The organism is Acinetobacter sp. BWR-L5 (genome assembly GCF_039655985.1).
Classification (GTDB): domain Bacteria; phylum Pseudomonadota; class Gammaproteobacteria; order Pseudomonadales; family Moraxellaceae; genus Acinetobacter; species Acinetobacter johnsonii.
The window spans coordinates 577,513-594,047 of sequence record NZ_JAGFEV010000001.1; the positions used below are offsets into that span (position 1 = coordinate 577,513).

Sequence of the window (16,535 nt, forward strand, 5' to 3'; positions counted from 1 at the left end):
AGCTATTCATTAAGTCTTCTTCATTAATTCAAAATCTAAATAGGATTCGTAAGGTAGACCAGTCTTGGTATCCAGAACTTCCACAGAGCCCTGCTGCCATAAAACTGTATTCCGCTCAGATACACCATCAAGCTGAATTTTAAGTTTTCCGTTATCAACGAATATGAATTTTCCTTCGTGTATTTCAGGTTTATTGTGTCCACTATTACTGGTTCTAACCAATTTAAATGTCTGGTTTTCCTTAACATCCAAATCGACAGTCATACCTTCGCACCCTTCACAAAAAGAAGTACAAGCCGCACAAGGTAAAATGCCTTTATATTGACCCACCCATTTCTGTAATTCAGGATCAATTACTTTTATAGCTTTGGTCGAAGCTTCTCCCGATTTCGGGTTAGGTTCAGATTTACTACATCCGAAGCACAAACTAGCAAAAACAAAAGAACATAATAAGGTATTTTTCATAAGTTATATCTCTTAGCAACTATGAAGGAGCGCTCACGCCCTATGGCCACCGCCCCTCCTGACTCCACAGACTAGAATTTCCAATTTAGACTGAGTGTTGCTTTGAGCGGTTCACCCACCTGCACCCAATAATTTGTATAGCTTGCGACGTAGTAATCTTGATCAAAAAGATTATCAATATTCAGTTGCGCGCGCAGGTCTGGTCGTAGCTGTATATAGCCCCCAATATTAACGATAGTAAAATCAGGAAGACTGGTTCCGTTATCAATATAATTTGCACTGCGTTTACCGTAGTAATTAATGTTGCCAACCAAGCCCGCATCATGCCCTGCAAGGTCAAATTGATAGTCAGTACTTAAGTTTGCCGTATGTTTTGGAATATTTTTTAGCCTTGCGCCCTTATCCTCAACTTCACTTTCTACAATTTCAGCATCTGTAAAAGTATAGTTAGCATTAACACGTAGCTTGTCCGTGAATTGATGTTGTAGTTCTAACTCAACACCACGGCTTTCTACTCTTCCACTATCTACATAGCTATCAGTAATGCCTTCAGTGAGTAGGTGTTGTTTTTCCATATCAAAATACGTTAGACCGAACCAACTTTGTGGTAAAAACTTATATTTACCACCCACTTCCCAGCTTTCTGTTTTCTCTGGTTCATACAGTTCATTGTCCTTATTCAACCCTGTATTCAGTTCAAATGCCTTCCCCCAGTTACTATAAAAAGACAACTGCTCAGTGGGCTGATAATTTATCCCTGCACGTGGTGTAAATGGTGTGAAAGCTTGCTTTGATGTCTTTCCAGTTCGATGATCATCAATTTGTTGTTCTAAACGATTAAAACGACCGCCTACCAGTACATTCCATTGATCATTCAAGAAAATTTGATCTTGAATGTTAAAACCAAACATATCTTGAATTTCTTTTGTATCTTTAGTGATTCGGGTTAATAGCAAAATATTTTGACCGTACACGGGATTATAAATATCAATCTGACTCGAAGCCCCAACAGCACTCCGACGTTGCAGTTGATCAATCGTATAATGACCTGCTTCGACATTTGTAACCAGTTCATGTCTGATTACCCCAGTATCAAACTTACCTCTTAAGATAGATTGAAAGTTTGTGGTGTCTGTCTCAAATTGACGGGAGCGGCGGAAGCGATTTGCCGTTCTTCCATCTGATGCAATGGACGAAATTTCGGTTGATGTACCTGCACGCTCACCATGACTATAAGTGATTGCCGTTGTATTGTTCCAATCATCATTAAATTCATGGTTTAAACGTAGTTGATACATTTGATCTTTAATCTCAATATCACCATCGCTTGGCTCGCCTAAAAAGGTTTTCTTATTGACTGGAAGTTTCCCATTGACCATCGGTACGCCACGATCAAAAACGCCTTTAGACTCTGAAAACTCAGTATCCAAGTTCAACTGGGTTTGCTCAGAAACTTTCCATGCTAATTGTGGGGCAATGTAATAATGCTGATTATCAACATGATCACGGAAGCTTTGATTATCTTCATAGGCAAGCCCTAGGCGATAAGCCAAATCCTGATTAATCGCACCCGTGGTATCTAAGGCTGCTCGATATTCTTCAAGCGTACTTCCACTCATACTTAAATTACTTTTTTTCTCCCATTCAGGTTGCTTAGTGGTGATATTCATAATCCCTCCTATTGCACCTTGCCCATACATCGCCGCCATTGGGCCTTTCAAGAAATCAATAGCTTGGATATTCACCATATCTCGTGCGGTATGGATACCACTCACAGAACTCAAACCATTACGCATGTAAATTGTACCCATGTTTGGATCGGTACTAAATCCACGAAATGAGTAATTGTCCCAAAAACCTCCACCATAACTATCTTGGTAAACCACACCATTTACAAACGACAGCGCATCACTGATACGTTGAACATTATGGTTTTGAATGTCTTGTGCTGAAACATGTGATTTAGTAAAAGGTACTTCTAACAGGTCATGATTGAACTGCGTAATCGCTTGTGAAGAACTATGTCTTTCATCCTGCTTTTCTGCGGTCATCGTGATACTCGGCAGTTGAGCTACAATTTGATTTGAAGTAGATTCATTTTCGGCCGATACAGCATGGGTTGAAAGTTGAACAAGTAAAATACTCCACGTGAGTGGATGAAATAAAAATTTAGACATAAGTGACTCTGTATGCGTATATGCTGATATAGGGTTATGAAATCTGGTGCTTAAAATTTAAATGTGACGCCAAGTTCAACACTTCTTGGTGCACCAATATAAATTTGCTTCGCGGAGTAGCCTGAATACTCACCATAAAATTCATCGGTCAGGTTTCGACCCCATAGTGTAAAAGTCATATTTTTTAGGTCATATGCTAAGGACGCATCGTACGTGGTATGACCATCTACGAAATATGTATTCGCTGTATCTGTGTAGAAACCACTTGCATATTTTGCAAATCCACTCACCGTAATTGGTAAAGTACTAAGCTGGTAACTTAATGAGACATTGGCAACTTTTTCGGGAACATTAATCGGCTGATTGCCTGAACGATTCGCACCGCCCGCTTCTATTAATTTCTTGTATTCTGCATCAACCCAAGCCAAACCTAAGTTCGCTTTTAACTGCGGTGTAATCGCAGCAGAGGCTGTAAATTCAGCACCTTTAGATACCTGCTGTCCTCCCTGAACAGTTAAATTAATATTGTTCGGTTCACGAGTTAAAATATCATTTAATTCAATCCAGTAAACTGAACCAATCATGTCCAGCTTGCCGTCTAATACACTCGACTTAAAACCAAGTTCAGCCGATTTACCTTTTGATAAATCGAAACTTCCATTCGCTGTCGAGATCACAAGTAAAGAAGAAACGGGGGTAACCGCTGTACTATATTGACCATACAGCTGAGTATCTGGAGTTAGATTGTAAACACTGCCTATACGCCAAGAGAATGGGTTAAAAGTAGGATTAAATTGCTGCTGACTATCGGTTAGGATGTTATCTATTGTGCGCTCTACATCGAGACGTTCATAGCGTGCCCCACCGACAACAAGCCAATCTGGCGTTATATTAAAAGCATCCTCTGCAAAAACAGACCAATTCTTAATCTGAGTTGAGAATTTATTGTAACTTGTCCATTCAGTCCAATCACTGGTAGGCATCTCTCCAACATTTGGATGATATGGATCTACAGCGCTTAGGTTGCCACTAGGTCTGGGACTACTAAAATCGGTATAGCTATATTCAGAGCCTATGCTCAGTCGATTACGATACTTCCCTGCAATCAATTGATCATGACCGAAACTGAAGCGATCACTCCATACATCATGATCATGGCTCCAACGCTGTACTGTCCGTTTGAATAGTCCTGTTTGACTGTCAAAATTTTGTTCTGGGGATAGATAGAATTTTCGATCTGCGTGGTAATACGTTGCAATATTATTGAACGTCCATGATGGCGAAAGGTGATAATCCGTCGACCAAGAGAGAGTAGTAGTATCTGCACTTAACTCACCACCGTCTGGATTATAATTTTTATGCCTTGTTGCCTTATCCACGACTAGACCATAAGGATTATCTACGACGTGACTAGGATTTTTGGCTGTAGAAGCTGAAACTAATGGTGAGCCATTATAGCTTGAAGTTTCTTTGTCATGATCAAAATTTGCTGAAAACAGCATTGATAAATCGTCATTAGGTTTGTACAGCAGACTCAATGCCGCACCGAATTTAGTCGTTTCTTGATCATCAATATCATACAGACTATCTGATTTGAGATAACTCACATCAGAGCGAATAGCCAACTCATCATCTATCGGCAGATTCCCACCTGTAGCGGCTCTTACCGTATTAAAACTGCCATAGTTAAGCAGCCCTTCTACAATTTTATTTTCTAAATTAGGTTTTCGGGTGACTAAATTAACTGCACCGCCTAAAGCACCTTCACCAAAAAGTACAGATGAGGGTCCTTTTAAAACCTCAATCTTTTCATACTTCCAAACATCTAAATCCCTTGTTACGAAGGTAGAAGCCCCCACACGAATGCCATCCTGCAATACCGTGTTGGCATTACCAGAAAAACCACGCATAGTAAGCACAGCGGGGTTACCCGGCACATTACCTACAGTCGCACCTGTCACATTGCCAAATGCCTCTTTAACCGTTCTTAAGCCTTTTTCTTGTAAATCTTCTTGAGTGATGGTTTGAACTGTTGCAGGGGTTTCTTGAGCTGTTAATCCTAAGCGACTGCCCGTTGAGTTGACTTGTTTCAGTTGGAGTGGATCAGCAGTACTTTGTTTTTGAGCTTCAATCACTAAAACAGGCAATTGCATAGATTGCGCTGAGCTATCTTGAGCATAGCTTAGTTGTAAACCAAAACCACAAATTGATAGTGCAACAACAGAACGCTGTACTAAATCAATTAAGGCTTGATTGTGTTTAAGCCCTGTTACTTGAGGCGAAACAATAGAATGATTCCCTTTTAAATAAGGGTTCAATTTGAATTGAGGCATTTCAATTCCTTTTAAGCATAAGTTTCCATTGGAACATTTCATCAATGTACCATTTACATAAGAGGTTGGAATCTAAGCAAATAAAGGAGGTGCACGCCCCTGAGGCGTTAAAAAAAGGCGCTGGAGTACAAAATAGACATGTTTAAATGCTTTCTGAAAAGACATTAAACGAATTTGAATACGATCCAAAATAGGGTTTAGATCAATCTCTAAATTTGCGACCAAATGACCATATGCAGTACAGAACATACATTGATGATCCAACTGATGATGATGTGCGGTTTTTGCGGTTTCTAACTTAACAGTATCAACATCGTGATGGTGTGATACATGTTGATGTTGTAGTTCTTGATTTTGTATCTGAGCTTTTAAATCGGAAATAGTTACGCATACCAGTGAGAATTGAAATTTCTCTGGTAGTAAAGGTTGCATAAAAACGGTTATTTGCAACAACATCGCAACTACCGCAAGGACAAATGCAGCTCTCAATTCAACACATAAATTGTAAAATCATAATTTACAATACCATTATTACTTTAAGATATCTAATGAGTAAAACTGATGAAATAATTTAATTTTAAAAAATCGAAAATCTTAAAGCACAAAGATTTAGATAATAATCGAATGTGTAATAAATACCCCTACAATGTAGGGAAAATACTATCACCTACTTTACTTTATAAATTTTAATCATTATTTTTTAAAAGCAAAATTAATCATGCACGATTTTAATCTGAATTAATTCAGATTAAAATCAATTACTTAATTATAAAAATATACTTTTCAAATATTTTAAGAAGATAAAATTAAATAAAAATCAAAGTCTTTCAATTTAATACAATGTACTTTTAATAAATATATATTCTGCTACAATCCATTTTCCTTACTTGGATAATTGAGACCATCTAAGTGATCATGCTTTTAGGAAGATTGCTAGCATTCTCTGCAATCTTGTTACAGATTGCTGTTTTTCTACAGCCTTTACTTCCAGAGAAATATCAAATTTCTCCTGTCTGTGAAACTATTGTCCATGCACTTCAATTAGATACTTCTCACCATGAACATGGCTCAGATCATTCTACGCATAATCACTCTCATCAAGAGTTGGATTTAGCTAATCATGATACTGAAAAGCTTAATCATGCATATCTCAAACAAAAAGCTTCATCTAGCCATCATCACGATGCAAATCATCAATGTCAGTACTGTGTAGTTTACGCACACGTCGTTCCACTACCGGACATGGATGTTAAAGAAGTAGTCGTGAGAATTCAAGTTCGGTTATTAGCTTTTAAAGAAGCTTTCTTTCATATCTTCTTTCTTTTAAAACAATTATTTCTGATCCCTCAAGGTCGAGCACCTCCTGTCTCTTTTGCTGTCTAAATTTATTGGCAATTCCTTATTGTTTTGAAATTTAATTAGTTGAAGAGACTAATCGCTATGTTTTTACTTTTAAAAAATGCACGTATCTGTGTAGGCACACTCATATCAGAGCATATGCAATCTAGAGCACGCTTCGGATGTGGAGAGTTGCTATGACCTTAGGTTTTACGGCACTTGAGTTAGCACGTATTCAGTTTGCATTCACTGTGTCATTTCATATTATTTTCCCTGCGATTTCTATTGGGCTTGCAAGCTTTCTTGCGGTTTTAGAATGGCGATGGCTTAGAACAAACGATTCTATTTATCATGATTTATTCAAATTCTGGGTGAAAGTATTTGCATTGTCATTCGGCATGGGTGTCGTTTCTGGTGTCGTGATGAGCTACCAATTTGGTACAAACTGGAGTGAGTTTTCTCGATTTGCAGGAGGAGTAACAGGCCCATTACTGAGCTACGAAGTTCTAAGTGCTTTCTTCTTAGAAGCAGGATTTTTAGGCATTATGCTTTTTGGATGGGGACGTGTCGGTAAAAAAGCACACTTTTTTGCCACACTGATGGTCGCCATCGGTACATGTATTTCAATGTTCTGGATTTTGTCTTCAAACAGTTGGATGCAGACACCTCAAGGCTTCACCATTGAAAATGGAATTGTAGTACCTCAAGATTGGTTTGCTATTGTTTTTAACCCGTCCTTTATCTATCGCTTATTCCATATGGCACTTGCAGCATTTTTAGTGGCAGCTCTTCTTGTTGCTGCTACTGCCGCTTGGCACTTACTCAAAGGGCGTAGAGATGCATTAGTCAAAACATCATTTTCTATGGCACTTTGGTTAATCCTCATTTTAGCTCCCCTCCAAGTTCTTATAGGTGATGCCCATGGTTTAAATACCCTAAAACATCAACCAGCCAAACTTGCTGCTATGGAAGGCCATTGGGAAACGAACCATGATCATGGTATGCCCTTATATTTATTTGGTATTCCTGATATGCAAGAAGAACGCACGAAATATGCGATTGCAATTCCATATTTAGGAAGCCTAATTTTGACCCATTCCATGAATGGTACGGTGAAAGGATTGAAAGACTTTGCTCCTGAAGATCGTCCAAATTCAACAATCGTATTCTGGAGTTTCCGTATTATGGTTGGGCTAGGCATGCTTATGCTCTTCCTTGCGGTCACTGCTCTATGGCTCAGAAAAAAAGGCAGCCTCTATGAGAGTAAGTGGTTTCATCGCTTTGCAATTCTGATGGGCCCATCAGGCTTCATCGCGTTACTCGCTGGTTGGTTCACCACAGAAGTAGGACGTCAGCCATGGATTATATATGGCGTTATGAGGACAAAAGATGCCCTTTCTCCTGTTTCGGCGGAACAGGTTGGATTAACTCTGATTATTTTTGTGATCGTGTATTTCATTGTCTTTGGTGTGGGCATTTATTACATGCTCAAACTCATGCATAAAGGACCTGAGTTTTTACATAACGCACCAGAAGAAATTGGAGGCGTTGGTCATTTCAAAACACCAATGCGACCTCTGAGTGCCATTGATGAAAAAATTGATGATCAGGATCAAGGAGCATCTTCATGATTGATTTATCTTTAATCTGGATTGTCATTATTGCAGTTGGTGTTTTTATTTACGTTGTACTTGATGGCTTTGATTTAGGTATCGGGATTTTATTCCCCTTTATTAAAAATCAGCAAGAACGTGATGTCATGATGAACACCGTTGCCCCCGTTTGGGATGGTAATGAGACATGGATGGTTTTAGGTGGTGCTGGTCTTTTTGCGGCTTTCCCTATTGTCTATTCAGCGGTTCTGTCAGCCTTATATTTACCTATCATCTTGATGGTAATAGCGTTGATTTTTAGAGGCGTGGCTTTTGAGTTTCGTTTCAAAGCTACTCGAACAAAGTACATTTGGGATAATGCATTTATTTGGGGCTCTATTGTTGCCAGTTTCTTACAAGGTGTAATCTTAGGCGCTTATATTCAGGGTATTGATATTGTTGATAATCGCTACGCTGGTGGTGGCTTTGACTGGTTAACACCCTTTTCATTATTTACAGGTTTGGGAGTTGTAGTCGTTTATGCAGCATTGGGATGTGGTTGGCTCATCATGAAGACTGATGACGAACTACAAAAGCATATGTATAAATTAATGCCCAAGCTTTTGATTGGCTTATTGGTTATTTTCATTGCTGTCAGTATCTATACGCCAATCGCACATCCACAAATTGCTGAGCGCTGGTTTAATCCCACTCAATTGATTTATTTTAGCCCAGTCCCTTTGCTTGTTCTAGTTTGTACCGTTTTAGCGGTGCGCTCATGTATCAAGCAAAATCAAGCTCTGCCCTTTTTATATACCTTAGGACTCGTATTTCTGGCTTACACAGGATTCTGTATCAGTATTTTTCCTTACATTATCCCGCCCTCAATCACCATTTGGGATGCTGCTGCACCAGCCAATAGCCAACTATTCGCACTGATAGGCGCACTAATCTTAATTCCAATCATACTGGTCTATACCGCCCTATCATATTGGGTATTTAGAGATAAAGTTCGTGTTGGGGATGAAGGTTATCATTAAAGGAATTGCTAATGAAATTATCTAAATTTCAATGGTTCATCTTGTTATGGCTAGTAGGTTTCTTAAGTTTATTGGTGATTGCTATGAGCTTTAGATTCTTACTTCAACTTGCTTATTAGGTACTTGGAAAGAAGAGGATATTTATGCATCTACTTCAACAGCACCATGTGAATTTTAATCATGATTTCCCATATATCGTTAATTTAACATTAGCTCAGGAAATCATTAGGGCACGCAAAAAAATGAATATCTCTCAACAACAGTTAGCATCTAAACTTGGCATATCTCCAAGAACCCTAGAAAGTTGGGAAAGAGGTGTTCGGCATCCTTCAAGCTCGGCACAGGCTTTAATCAAATTGTTTATTAAGTCACCACAATTTGTATTGGATAATCTTAACTGAATAAAAAGGCCATGCTTTAGCATGGCCTTTTTCACAAAAAATATTTCAATTAAAATCTAAGTTCCCATAATACCTTACTACGTGAAAGTGTAATTTCAACCACTTCTTACGTTCGATTCATCTGAATTCACGTGTAGTCGGCCACAAACTTGTAGTTCTCCTCATTTTATCAATAGAAATATTTAGTGAAAGGTGAGGATGTCACTCTAACTAAAAAAATCTAAAATTAAAGAGCCGTCATATGCCATGCATGCTAATAGTAAAACTAAAGTAATCTCCATAGAAAATAGATTTTTAATATAATTGCTCGATCTCACAATCTTTTAAGTTTATTACTGAATTTTTTAAAGCTAAAATTTAAAAAACTAATTTTAATATAACAAAAAATAAGGGAGCCGAAGCTCCCCATCATCAACGACTCGCCAACTTAGACTCAATCCATTGATTGATTTCCCAAGCAGACCAGCCTACACGACCAACTGTTAAATTCATCTGTTTGGGAAATGTTGGATCGTATTGCTTATGACGCTCATCCATAATGTTATAAATCGTTGCACGACTTAAACCTGTAATTCGAATCACGTCTTTCAAGCTAATAATTTGATTCATCTGAAAAGTCTGACCTGTGAACGCATTCATGATGTTTACTCCTGATCATTGATGCGAGCGTGTATTCGCTCAGATCATAAGGCAGTCCAATAAAATTTTACTGAGTCCAATCTCGTCCACCCCCATCTAATTCACAGCCCGTACATGCTGCTGTAAGCCTTTCTGAATATCCTTCACAAGACCATCTTTTTGATCAAATCTAGGCTTAGCCCTACCTTTAGGCCCAGGTTGTGCCTGTTCAGACTCAACAAACTCATCCGCATAAAACTCCTCGACCAAATCCAATCCCTCTTCCGAATTCACCTCAAACCTCGCATTGCCATAACCATACTGTGCCATTTGATCTAATGCCGTTTGATTAAACCCGCTCTGTTTACTTTGTTGATCAATATCTGTTGCCATTTGCATCGCCTGTTGAAGGTTGATGCCATCTCTGAGTGTTAAATCGACGTAATACACAGGTGTACGGTAGCTTAGGGTCGTGGACTTGCCTCTAAGAATGAGTTGCAGTGGTAGACATGAGAGCAAGCCATTTGATGCTGCATGGTAATAACTCAGTCGCGCTGTTAAAGTTCGAATACTGTTAAAACCTGTGGTTCTAAAAATGAATCTGCCCAATTCATCGGATTCATCTAAATTGACATACAAACGTCCATACGGCTTACATAACCCACCTTGTGCCAATGGACAAAGGTCAGGTGATGGACATGGATGCTGCTCTACTCCTTGATTAGTCAACCGCTGACAAGTTTCTCCATTACCCACACATACTGGCCTACCTGTCTGACGATCAAATAAGCTGTAGTCAGCGCGTAGATTGAGTTCTGGATCATTGAAAATCATCCGTACTGGAATGCTTCGCAGTTTTTGATTGGGTGCTTTGGCACGGAGTTGTTCATCGAGTGGATGTTTTACCCAACCCTCTTTGTTTTGGATTTGAGAGGTCAAGGTAAACTGGTCATCCTTTTCAGGGATGCGTTTACCATTCTTCTCCACCATCTTCCCGATACTAATTCGCCCGAGTATTGGTGGTGTAATCGCTAAACCTTTGATCATATTGATTTCCTTTTTATGTAAATTGAATAAGCATAAAAAAGCCCATGCTATGGGCATGGGCAGATATGAGTTTGCTTGTTTGCATCTCTGCGTGATGTTGATGTGGATAAAATTTGACTTATCCACCATTGGCATAAATCTGAAAACGCCGTGTCCCTTGCTTGGCTTGTGGAAACTGATTTAAATACTCAGGATGTGATTTGAGTAAAGCTTTACTGTCTAAACAGATCGAGTCCTTCGACTTCTTCCACGTCACAGAACCCGCTTTAAAGGTGGCACGTTCAGCCTCTTGCATCTTGGCTTGAAGCTGGTGTTTAAGTAGGTCAAATTGCTCTTGGTGCTTTTCAACTTGATTGCGTACTCGGATCAGTTGTTCAAACTGTTGATTGGCGTCTTCATTTTCAGAAAGATCCGTGGTGCTTAGGGGGATATGTTCTGGATAAAGCAGTTGTAATGCTTTGGCTGCTGATTCGCTGGCATCCGCTTCAGGTGGGGTATCCTTTTCCACACATTCCCAGAAGTAACGCTCTGCATTCACAATATGTTGAATCACCGATTCTGAACGGGTGACTTTAAAGATTCGGGTTTCATGTCCACAAATTAAGACACAGATATGCGCGGCTTTCTTGCCTGTAACGGCCAGTTGGTGTTGTACTTGACAAAGGACATAGAGCGGCACACCCTCTCGCCAGAGCTTAGCCCCGTACTCTCCTGCGGTTTTGCATTCTAGGATTTGTACCTCATCGCTACTCACCACGGAGTAATCCAAGTTGGCTAACATAAAGTGTTTATCTGGATCAGGATGTTGCAGGACTGCATTGACGCGACGCACTTTGCTGTTGGTATGCATGCTGTAGTATTCGGCGACCAAGGGTTCTAACTGCTTGCCCCAGTACAGAGGTGCATGGCCTTCGCTATCATCTTTAATGTTTTGTTTAATCCGACCTGTCTTGATCATCCATAGTTCTAGCATCGACATATACGGATTGAGCCCACAAGCTGCGGCACAGTCACTGCTGCCAATGCCCTTGCGTCGTACTTCTAGCCATTCGGCTTGAGTCATATTTTTAGTCTCTACGAAGCGTTTTGCGGTGAAGAGTTTTGGGCGATTGGTGTGGATATTCAGTGTTACGTTGTTTGGATGAATTACGGCAGAGTTCATAATGTTTTCCTGTAATTGTTAAATTTTGGGCATAAAAAAGCCACATCCGGAGATGTGGCTTATGTAGTTAATTAGGGTGCTGTATATCGATGTAAAATATTACTGAGATGAATTGACAATATTGGATAGAAAATACAATGCTGATTTTATACAACAATATTGAGTTTCTATCGCATAATACAAAGGTTTGAAATCACAGGGTCGTATAATGGCTGACAAAGCTGACACGCAAGTACTTGATACTGAAATTGCTCGATTATTGCTAAAGCAGAGAAAGAGCAAAGGTTGGACTGTCGCTGAGTTAGCAGAATACTCAGGCGTGAGCCAAGCTATGATCAGTAAAGTCGAACGTGGTGCCTCTAGTCCAAGTGCTGCAATACTTGGCCGCTTAGCAAATGCGCTCGGTATTACCCTATCTAAACTTTTTGCTGAAGCTGAACTAAGCCAAAACACCCATGTCTTGTTCTCTAAGAAACAAACGCAACAGCATTGGACAGACAACCAATTTGGTATTACACGATGGTCAATCTCTCCTGCTGGAGCAAATCCAGAGTTGATTAAAATTGAGATTCCGGCATCAGGTGAGCTCTTAATGCCTGCAAGTGCATATGAACATCTAAAGGGTCAAACCATATGGCTTTTAAGCGGACAGCTTGATATTCAAATTGACACACAATTATTTCATTTAGAATCGGGAGACTGTATTGCGCTGACGGCTCCAGCCGACTGCAAACTACAAAACCCTGATCATCAGTTACCTTGTGTTTATGTCGTTGCGTTTAGTCAAAAGAAGTCTTAGGTCTAAACACATTTACTACCGAATGGTGTAAAACTGCTTAAACTGAAGGGGTCATGCTTAAGTGCAACAATGGATAAGCTCGACCTTGACTATCAACGGGTGAACGACCCGAAACCTCAAATCCCATATGTTGGTAAAAACCAACTGCTTGCTGATTTTGTTCATTTACATCAACAGTTAAATTTGGATATAAACTTAACGCATGCAATAGTAGTGCCTTCCCTACACCTAAACCTCTTGCAGCAGCATCAATGAATAATGCTTCCAGATGCCCATCATGTAAAAACATAAAACCTAGGGCTTGATCCTCAGCATTGGTCGCAACCCATACAGGGGTCTTTGAAAAAAAGCCAACGACTTCTTTTTCAATTTCTTTACGATCATCTGCACTAAGAAAATCATGTGTCGCATCAACAGAACTTCTCCAGATGGCAACCACTTGATCTCCCTCATCTGGACGTGACATTCGAATCTTTAACATTTTGTTTCTCTCATTCTTAAATTAAAATTTTGGTGAAGAATTCCTCTAGAATGAATAATTACCAGTTGATGAATTTACTATAGTGTATAAATAATTACAATAGTACATTTATTTCTGATCATTCAGCCTCTATTCTCCACCACATTTCAGCTCAATACTTTCTGTCCGATTAATCTATTAAGCCAACATGCGTAAAGCTTGTTCTAGTCCGCGTTGCTTTAAGCCTGCTCCTGCACCAAACCAAGCAGAATCGAGTCGGTGATCCTGACTCATAGCTCGACGTTCATGGTCAGAAAATTCGGTGATACTGCATAGCAGCCCATACGCGGTGTCTTTAGCTGAGCTCAGTTCTGCCCCACGACCATGCCCGTTAAACATGGTCATGACTTTAGACATCGCTCGGCCATTCGGTTCAGTCTTGTTTTCAGCTTTGGTTGTGTGGTTGGCTTGTGATGCCACATTACGGTAGAACTGAATAATGCCCTCATCTTGTTCTGCATTGCTTAGGCTAGTGTTATTAAACACCGCATCAAAGTAAGCTGCTGCTTCCTGCTGTGTGACTTTACGTTGACTCAGTTGCTTCATTTCATACATGTGATCCTCCCATGCTCGTACTGAAATACCGAGTTGCTGTTTAATCTTCTCTGCATCGAACTTGGTACTGTGTGGTACTTTGACCACGCCCGCACTTGAGCTTTGTCCTTTCAGGGCAATGGCTAAAGTATTGTTACACACCACACGGATACTGGTGAATTGCGCGGTGGTGGCTAAGGTGCCATCACAAGCTGTGGCTAAGAGAATATAGCCATTGCTGACATCTTTACCCTTTAAAGCTGAAGTCTGTCCTGTTCGTGCCAATGCCCAGAACTTCTTGCCTCCTTTGAGTACCCCTGCGGTTTCCAGTTCAAAGCCCGATTTTTCGGTCAGGTCTTTGTAGAAATGTAGGATTTCCATTGGTTGCACTTCCTGATAACGCTGACTGACCACAGATAAAGGGGCATGGGTATCAGAACGATATAAAACTCGCTGTTCTTCATAGGGCATGATGATGCTTTGTCCTCGTTCATTCTGTGCCATATAGCTAACATTGGAAGATTCAATGCACCAGTCCATGCCTGCTTGTTGTGCCCAGACTTCAATCGGTTGGTTCTGCGTGAGCTGGTTGCCTAAGCCATGCCAAGGGGTTTCACCTACATACGCCATTTGTTCAAGTTGATGTGCCATAAATTTTGTCCTTACAAACAAAAAGGCTACTGAACCCCATCCCTTGATTGGAATGAAGTCCAGCAGCCTGATTTAGATTGGTCTTGTGAATGTGCTCATTGAGTCCTATGTAATAGGCTCAATAAACGCATTCTTATATTGCTTCATCTTTATGTTATATAAGTGAAATTTATTCCAATGTGCTTTAAAACCCTCAAATTTATAGCATTTATAAACTGTCTGATTTTATTGTGCTGTCATCACAATTTCACGTCCATCCTTCAATACCGCTACTACCTCTCTGACGTTACGCGGATCACAATTTAAGAAGAAGCGCATGGATTTTCCATACAGAATTGGATTAGCGCCATCACGATAATCTGCTCTACAGTTACCCCGATTCACCACCACTCGATCTAGTGTAATGCTATCGGATAGTGAGATTAAATGTAGATAGGCTGTTTCAACCTCATGCTTTCCACCAAATACCTGATTCTTGATTTCAATACGATATTGCATTGAAACATCGCCTTGGTCGGATGGTGTTTGCTGTGCGTCCTTCTCGGCTTCTTGTCTATTCAGTGTTTCCCATTCATCCCAGCCTTTGGTAATAAATTCTCGTATTTCCGCAACGGGTGTCACTTCCAAATTACTCAGATAATAGCCTGCGGTAGCAGCCGTTTCTTCACTGGGTGATTTTTCCAAGGACTCCAAATCCTGTAGTTCTTTCTCAGTCAGTTTTTCAACTTTAACTGCGGGTTTGGCTGTTTCAGTTTCCACTGCGGTATTCTGTACTTGTACTGCTTCTTGTTGCTTGCCACAACCGACTGTCAATATGGCTATGGTTGCCAACATCATGATCTTTTTCATTTTACCTCTTCCCCCCTATTCCCCATATGCTTAGGTATTCACATCAAGGTGCTGGTCTATCCATGCATTGTTGGTAGTATTTGTCTTTAAAGACTTGTTTGGTTTTTTCGAAAGTTGCTGTACCACCTCGACCATATTCAAAGGCGTCATGAATCATCGGTCTGAGTTGTTCTCTCAGCTGATCGTTATCGCCTGCAAGCATGTAAGTCGCTTCAGCAAAACCACCGTAGGTCAAGCGAGCCTGCATCACAGTCTCAGCCACATTGGCTTCTTCCTGACAGGCTTTCTCTTGTTTGGAGCTACAACCTGTAAGCAAAGCAACGGCAATGATGAGAAGTAATTTTTTGTTTTGCATGTGCCTATCCTCTGCATTTGCCTACGGTATAGCCTCTGGCAAAGTCCAGACGACGTCTGTCTTCATCATTGCTGATCGGTACTGTAAAGAATGGCTTGCCGTATTGTTCACGAATACTGTCATAGCGACAGCTACAAGTTTCTTCACTTTCAACTGCGGTTTTAATGGCAGCGTTTGGATACATGCATCGTTCGATATAGGCTTTACGGTCTTTGGCATCCGTAGACGAACAGGCAGATAAAACAGGTAAAAGGAATACAGCAAGCATGCTGAATGTTTGAATTCTCATAAAGCTCCCCTTTGGTATTGTTCTGTATTGAAATCAAAATTTAAGACACAACGACGCATGCTCCCGAATCAGGAAGATGTGCGAAAATGAATAAAATGAGACGAATAAATCCCATCAACTGCTTGGTAAAAAGTCAGTTGCTTGAAATAGAATTCAGTACAGTAAGGGGATGTTTTGAATGACCATGATGGACTCCTATATGCATAAGAAGTTCTACCAAATCACTGTCAATTGATTATGGTGGCAGAACGAAAAGGGGTTGACAGACTGGGCATATAGAACCAGCACGCGCGAACGCGTCCCCCTCCCGTTCTACCGCAAAGGGGGACGAGAAGGTTTCGCACAAGACTTATACTCAGGAAGAA

At 40.2% G+C, this 16,535-nt stretch carries 17 protein-coding genes; 5 read left to right on the top strand and 12 right to left on the bottom strand.

What is annotated here, in order from left to right; all coding sequences use genetic code 11:
* Positions 1-9 precede the first annotated feature (9 nt).
* The 4 genes from JZ787_RS02835 to JZ787_RS02850 form a co-directional block, all read right to left on the bottom strand.
* On the bottom strand, positions 10-465 hold the full coding sequence (locus JZ787_RS02835) for a copper resistance protein NlpE N-terminal domain-containing protein (protein WP_346311587.1): 456 nt from the start codon (positions 463-465) through the stop codon (positions 10-12).
* 71 nt (positions 466-536) lie between these two features.
* Positions 537-2,642, bottom strand: a complete 2,106-nt coding sequence (locus tag JZ787_RS02840) for a TonB-dependent siderophore receptor (protein ID WP_346311588.1) — start codon at positions 2,640-2,642, stop codon at positions 537-539.
* 50 nt (positions 2,643-2,692) lie between these two features.
* Positions 2,693-4,975, bottom strand: a complete 2,283-nt coding sequence (locus JZ787_RS02845) for a TonB-dependent siderophore receptor (RefSeq protein WP_346311589.1) — start codon at positions 4,973-4,975, stop codon at positions 2,693-2,695.
* Between the two features lie 72 nt (positions 4,976-5,047).
* The gene (locus JZ787_RS02850; RefSeq protein WP_346311685.1) at positions 5,048-5,431 is read right to left on the bottom strand and encodes a DUF2946 domain-containing protein; all 384 of its coding nucleotides are present in this window, start codon (positions 5,429-5,431) and stop codon (positions 5,048-5,050) included.
* 459 nt (positions 5,432-5,890) lie between these two features.
* Between JZ787_RS02850 and JZ787_RS02855 the strand changes: the two genes are divergently transcribed.
* From JZ787_RS02855 to JZ787_RS02870, 4 genes are all read left to right on the top strand, one after another.
* Entirely contained in the window at positions 5,891-6,358 is a 468-nt protein-coding gene (locus tag JZ787_RS02855) for a DUF2946 domain-containing protein (RefSeq protein ID WP_346311686.1), read from the top strand.
* Positions 6,359-6,510: 152 nt separating this feature from the next.
* Positions 6,511-7,944, top strand: coding sequence for a cytochrome ubiquinol oxidase subunit I (locus JZ787_RS02860; RefSeq protein WP_346311590.1), 1,434 nt, complete (start codon positions 6,511-6,513; stop codon positions 7,942-7,944).
* Positions 7,941-8,945 (top strand): cytochrome d ubiquinol oxidase subunit II, encoded by a 1,005-nt coding sequence (cydB, locus tag JZ787_RS02865; RefSeq protein ID WP_346311591.1) that lies wholly within the window; start codon positions 7,941-7,943, stop codon positions 8,943-8,945. The genes JZ787_RS02860 and cydB overlap by 4 nt, the downstream gene beginning before the upstream one ends.
* Before the next feature lie 143 nt (positions 8,946-9,088).
* Positions 9,089-9,346, top strand: a complete 258-nt coding sequence (locus JZ787_RS02870; RefSeq protein ID WP_317455413.1) for a helix-turn-helix domain-containing protein — start codon at positions 9,089-9,091, stop codon at positions 9,344-9,346.
* 411 nt (positions 9,347-9,757) lie between these two features.
* Here JZ787_RS02870 and JZ787_RS02875 read toward each other — a convergent pair whose 3' ends face one another.
* From JZ787_RS02875 to JZ787_RS02885, 3 genes are all read right to left on the bottom strand, one after another.
* Positions 9,758-9,985, bottom strand: coding sequence for an AlpA family phage regulatory protein (locus JZ787_RS02875; protein WP_346311592.1), 228 nt, complete (start codon positions 9,983-9,985; stop codon positions 9,758-9,760).
* A gap of 96 nt (positions 9,986-10,081) precedes the next feature.
* Positions 10,082-11,011 carry a hydrolase or metal-binding protein gene (locus JZ787_RS02880; RefSeq protein WP_346311593.1) on the bottom strand — a complete coding sequence of 310 codons (930 nt, stop codon included), beginning with the start codon at positions 11,009-11,011 and terminating at the stop codon, positions 10,082-10,084.
* 118 nt (positions 11,012-11,129) lie between these two features.
* A complete protein-coding gene (locus JZ787_RS02885) occupies positions 11,130-12,173 on the bottom strand; it encodes a lambda-exonuclease family protein (protein WP_346311594.1) in 1,044 nt (347 codons plus the stop codon).
* A 208-nt stretch (positions 12,174-12,381) separates the two neighbouring features.
* On the opposite strand from JZ787_RS02885, the gene JZ787_RS02890 reads away from it, so the two are divergent.
* On the top strand, positions 12,382-12,972 hold the full coding sequence (locus tag JZ787_RS02890) for an XRE family transcriptional regulator (RefSeq protein WP_346311595.1): 591 nt from the start codon (positions 12,382-12,384) through the stop codon (positions 12,970-12,972).
* 37 nt (positions 12,973-13,009) lie between these two features.
* On the opposite strand, the gene JZ787_RS02895 is transcribed toward JZ787_RS02890, so the two are convergent.
* The 5 genes from JZ787_RS02895 to JZ787_RS02915 all read right to left on the bottom strand — a co-directional run bounded on the left by JZ787_RS02895 (position 13,010) and on the right by JZ787_RS02915 (position 16,170).
* Entirely contained in the window at positions 13,010-13,453 is a 444-nt protein-coding gene (locus tag JZ787_RS02895; protein WP_346311596.1) for an acetyltransferase, read from the bottom strand.
* A gap of 177 nt (positions 13,454-13,630) precedes the next feature.
* Positions 13,631-14,677 carry a DUF932 domain-containing protein gene (locus JZ787_RS02900; RefSeq protein WP_346311597.1) on the bottom strand — a complete coding sequence of 349 codons (1,047 nt, stop codon included), beginning with the start codon at positions 14,675-14,677 and terminating at the stop codon, positions 13,631-13,633.
* 225 nt (positions 14,678-14,902) lie between these two features.
* Entirely contained in the window at positions 14,903-15,526 is a 624-nt protein-coding gene (locus tag JZ787_RS02905; RefSeq protein WP_346311598.1) for a hypothetical protein, read from the bottom strand.
* 43 nt (positions 15,527-15,569) lie between these two features.
* Entirely contained in the window at positions 15,570-15,881 is a 312-nt protein-coding gene (locus JZ787_RS02910; protein ID WP_346311599.1) for a hypothetical protein, read from the bottom strand.
* A 4-nt stretch (positions 15,882-15,885) separates the two neighbouring features.
* Positions 15,886-16,170, bottom strand: a complete 285-nt coding sequence (locus JZ787_RS02915) for a hypothetical protein (protein ID WP_346311600.1) — start codon at positions 16,168-16,170, stop codon at positions 15,886-15,888.
* Positions 16,171-16,535 lie beyond the last annotated feature (365 nt).